The 4,390-nt window shown below is 68.2% G+C and carries 3 protein-coding genes; 2 read left to right on the top strand and 1 reads right to left on the bottom strand.

Annotation, left to right across the window (positions count from 1 at the left end):
- The coding region (locus LQV45_RS19035) for an FGGY-family carbohydrate kinase (RefSeq protein WP_253074579.1) at positions 1 to 761 on the bottom strand (761 nt) is incomplete at its 3' end.
- 331 nt (positions 762 to 1,092) lie between these two features.
- Between LQV45_RS19035 and LQV45_RS19040 the strand changes: the two genes are divergently transcribed.
- Together LQV45_RS19040 and LQV45_RS19045 are read left to right on the top strand one after the other, a co-directional pair.
- Complete coding sequence (locus LQV45_RS19040; RefSeq protein ID WP_230008360.1) at positions 1,093 to 3,897, top strand: hypothetical protein; 2,805 nt, start codon at positions 1,093 to 1,095, stop codon at positions 3,895 to 3,897.
- A 238-nt stretch (positions 3,898 to 4,135) separates the two neighbouring features.
- On the top strand, positions 4,136 to 4,390 hold a 255-nt coding region (locus tag LQV45_RS19045), incomplete at its 3' end, for a CYTH domain-containing protein (protein WP_230008361.1).

The raw sequence follows: 4,390 nt of genomic DNA on the forward strand, positions 1-4,390 counted from the left end.
CCAGGCCGGACTGCGACGGCGCACAGGCATGCGGCGTGGTCGTCGCCGGTGCTGACCACGACGGCGCAGCCCGTGGTCAGCCCCAGCGCCGCAGCCGCCTCCGCGGTCAGGGTCCCGGCGACGTCGGTGGCGCGGCCGATCTCCGGGAGCTTGGCCCGGTCCAGCCCGGCGGCGTCGATGAGTTCATCGCTCCAGTCCCGGGCCACCACGTCATAGAGCAGCGAGGAGGAGGAATTCGCGTGGTCCTGGATTGAACGGCCGGTCATCCACGCGACGGCGTAGCCCCCGACCGAGGGCAGCGACGCGGCCCTCCGGTACACCTCGGGCTCGTTGTCGGCCAGCCACATGAGCTTTGGTCCGGTGTGGCTGGCGTCCAGGTTCAGCCCCGTCCGGGCGAACAGCCGGTCCGGATCGATTGCGTTCCCGAGCCGGGCAACCTGCTCGGTAGCGCGCCGGTCCAGCCAGATAATGGCCGGCCGCAGCGGACGCATGTCGGCGTCCACCGGCACGACGCCGTCCACCTGGCTCGAGAGCCCGATATGGGTCACCTCGGCCGGCTTTACACCGGTCCGGGCCAGCACGGCACGGACGCTGGAGGCAATCCCGTGCCGGTAGTGCGCCGGATCCTGCTCTGCCCAGCCGCTGTGCGGGTGCGCCATCGCATACCCGCTGCTTGCGGTCGCGACGATCACGCCCTCCGGCGACATCAGCACCGCCTTCGCGCTCTGCGAGCCAAGATCACAGCCAATTACATATCCCAATGAAATACTCCTTTGTATCCCAGCGGCCTTCCCCCGAAGCCATCACCATCTGCGTAAGTCGTCAGACGTCTAATAACTAGATTACGGGTGCGGCTCCCGGCCGTCAACCCCTTCCCGCGGCCGACAGGTCCTGGGTGAACCTTGACCGCGCGCGCAGGTGTGGTAGTTTCGCGAGAAGTATCCGAGGTCTGCTGTCCCGGGGCCATGTTTTGGGGGAATCATGGCTACTTTGAGTGCGCAATTTCGGCGGCGGACCGCTTGTCTGGCTGCCGCGTTGGGTGTCTTGCTTGCAGCATCAGCGGTGGCCGCGCCAGCGGCGAAGGCAAACGACGTGCTGACGTCCCCTGTCGCGGTGGCCGAGACGTACGCGAAGCCGACCGTGCCGGGTGCTTTGGTCCCGGTCACGCCCTTCCGGGCACTGGACACGCGGACTTCTGCTGCAGTGCGCCCGGACGGGAGCGTGTCCTTCCAGGCCGGCGGGGCCCACGGGATTCCGGCGAAGGTTTCCGCCGTGACCTTCAACCTCACCGTCACCGAGCCACGGTTGATCGGGTTTATCACCGCCTACGCCTCCGGGACACAGCGGCCCGGTTCGTCCAACGTGAACTTCCTCGCCGGCCAGACAGTCGCGAACTCCGTCACCGTACCGGTCGGCGCCGACGGCAAGGTCACCTTGTTCAACCGCTCTTACGGCACCACGCATCTCATTGCCGACGTCTCCGGCTATTACCTGCCCGGGGCATCCAGAAACTCGGCTCTCACCTGGGGCGACAACCGCTTCAGCCAGCTCGGCAACGGCACGACGCCCTACCGTTCCACCCCGGCTGCCGTGAGCGGGCTGAGGGGAGTCAAAGCCCTTGCAGGGGCCGGGGGTACGAGTTACGCGCTGCTGTCCGACGGGACCCTGCGTGCGTGGGGCTCGAACGAGTACGGCCAGCTCGGCAACGGCACCACCAGCAGCAGCACAACGCCTGTCCAGGTCAGCGGCCTCACCGGCGTAACGTCCATCGCCGCCGACTGGTCCACGGCCTATGCGCTTCTGAAGGACGGGACCGTTCGATCGTGGGGTTCCAACACGAGTGGCGAGCTCGGCAACGGCTCGGTCTACGCGAGCAGCAGTCCCGTCCAGGTCAAGGGCCTCACCGGCGTTACCGCCCTCACCGCAGGCTCCGGCGCCGCCTACGCGCTGCTAAAGGACGGGACCGTCCGGTCCTGGGGCTACAACTGGGGCGGCCAGCTCGGCAACGGCACCACCGCCAACAGCTACGTGCCCGTCCAGGTCAAAGGGCTCACCGGTGTAAGGTCCATCGCTGTCGGGTCGTCCACGGCCTACGCGCTGCTGAACGACGGAACCGTTCGCGCCTGGGGGTTCGACAACGGGGGCCAGCTCGGCAACGGCGGCGGCGCAGACGACGGCCGCACTCCGGTCCAGGTCCAGGGCCTCACCGGGGTCACGACGCTCACGGCTGACGGTGGAGTCACCTACGCGCTGCTGAAAGACGGGACCGTCCGTGCCTGGGGCTATGGCTCGAGCGGCCAGCTCGGCAACGGCACCACTGGCAACAGCAACGTTCCCGTCCAAGTCAAAGGACTCAACGCGGTCGCTTCCATTACGGCCGGAGGAGGCACTGCCTACGCGCGGCTGTTGGACGGGACGGTCCGTGCCTGGGGCGGCAACTGGTACGGCCAGCTCGGCAACGGCACCACCGGCGACAGCAACGTGCCAGTCCAGGTCGACGGGCTCACCGGCGTTAGCGCCGTCACTGCCGCCATCGGCACCGCATACGCGCTGCTAAACGACGGGACAATCCGCGCCTGGGGCGGTAACCGAGTCGGCCAGCTCGGCAACGGCACCCACGCCGACCGCAACATCCCCGGCCCGGTCAAGACGATCTCCGGCGCCACCTCCATCACCGCCACTGCGTTCTCGGTCTTCACTCTGCTCGCGGACGGGACTGTCCGTGCCTGGGGCGACAACTACGACCGGCAGCTCGGCGTCAGTGGCACAGCGCCGTTTAGCAGCTTGCCTGTGGGCATTTCGGGGTTGTCGGGTGTGGCCATGGCCGCACAGGGCGCCGCTACCAAATATGCACTCCTGGCTGACGGCACAGTCTGGGCGTGGGGCAGCAACTCGAACGGCCAGCTCGGCAGCGGCATGGCCATCTACGACTCGAGTGTTCCGGTCCGGGTCCGGGGCATCACGGGAGCCGTGTCGGTCATGGCGGACGGCGGCACTGCCTATGCGCTGCTGGCGGACGGGACCGTCCTGGCGTGGGGAGAGAACTCCAGGGGCCAGCTCGGCAACGGCACAACGACCGACAGCAGCACGCCCGTCCCGGTTCAGGGCCTGGCCGGCGTCAGCTCCATCACGGCGAGCAACGGCACCGCCTACGCGCGGCTGTTGGACGGAACCGTCCGCGCGTGGGGCGGCAATCAATTCGGCCAGCTCGGCGACGGCACGACGGACCGCCGCAGCATCCCCGTCCAGGCCAAGGGTCTCAGCGGGGTGACGTCGTTGAAGGTCAGCCTGTCAGAGTATGTGGTGGTCTATGCGGTGCTGGGCGACGGTACCGTCCGCGCCTGGGGGAGCGGCACTTCCGGTGAGCTCGGCACTGGCACGATGACCGACAGCACAGTGCCGGTCCAGGTCGCCGGCCTCGCCGGCGTGGCCTCCATCGCGACGGGCAAAGGCACCGCCTACGCACTGCTGAAGGACGGAACGGTCCGCGTCTGGGGCAGCGGCGGGTACGGCCAGCTCGGCAACGGCACCAACGACGACGCCAGCACGCCTATCCCGGTCAAGGGCATTATTGGGGCCACCTCCATCGCGGCAGGAGAGTCCGCCGCCTACGCGCTGCTGCGCGACGGCACCGTTCGCGCCTGGGGCAACAATAGGCTCGGCGAGCTCGGTGACGGCACCACCAGCTACACCGGTGCCCCCGTCCAGGTCAAAGGACTTACGGGCGTCACATCCATCACGGTCAACGGACGCGCAATATTCGCTTTGATGAGCGACAAATCCGTCCGGGCCTGGGGTGCCGGCCCCCATGGGCAGCTCGGCAACGGCGCCACTGCCGGCACGAGCACGCCCGTCGAGGTCCCCGGCCTCATTGGTGTTGCGAGCCTCTGGCCCTAGGTGAAGCCGCCACGGACGTTGCCAACGGCCGGCCGCCGTCGGCGGTCTGGTCGCAGATTCGCGCAGAGCCTAGAATCGGGCTAGGCGCACCGGGCCAAGGCACCGGCCGGACACGCCCGCCGGAGATCACGTCCATGTTCCAGCGGTGCCGATAGGGGAGGCCCGCCATGGCAGTCATCAACAGGACCATCAGTTCGCTGCCGCGGGAACGCGCGTCCCGCGGGGAGTCCTGACCGCCATGGACACCATGGGAAAACTTGAAACGGAACAAAAGTACGACGCCGGGACCTCTGCGGCGCTGCCGGATCTGCAGGAAATCGAGGGTGTGGACCACGTCGCGGAGCCTGTGACGGATCAGCTTGAGGCTGTGTACTTCGATACTCCGGCCCTGGTCCTCGCGGCACGGCGCATTACCCTGCGGCGCCGCACGGGCGGGGCGGACGAGGGCTGGCACCTCAAGCTTCCCGCCGGGGCGGACCAGCGGGAGGAGATC

The organism is Microbacterium sp. Bi128, from assembly GCF_918698205.1.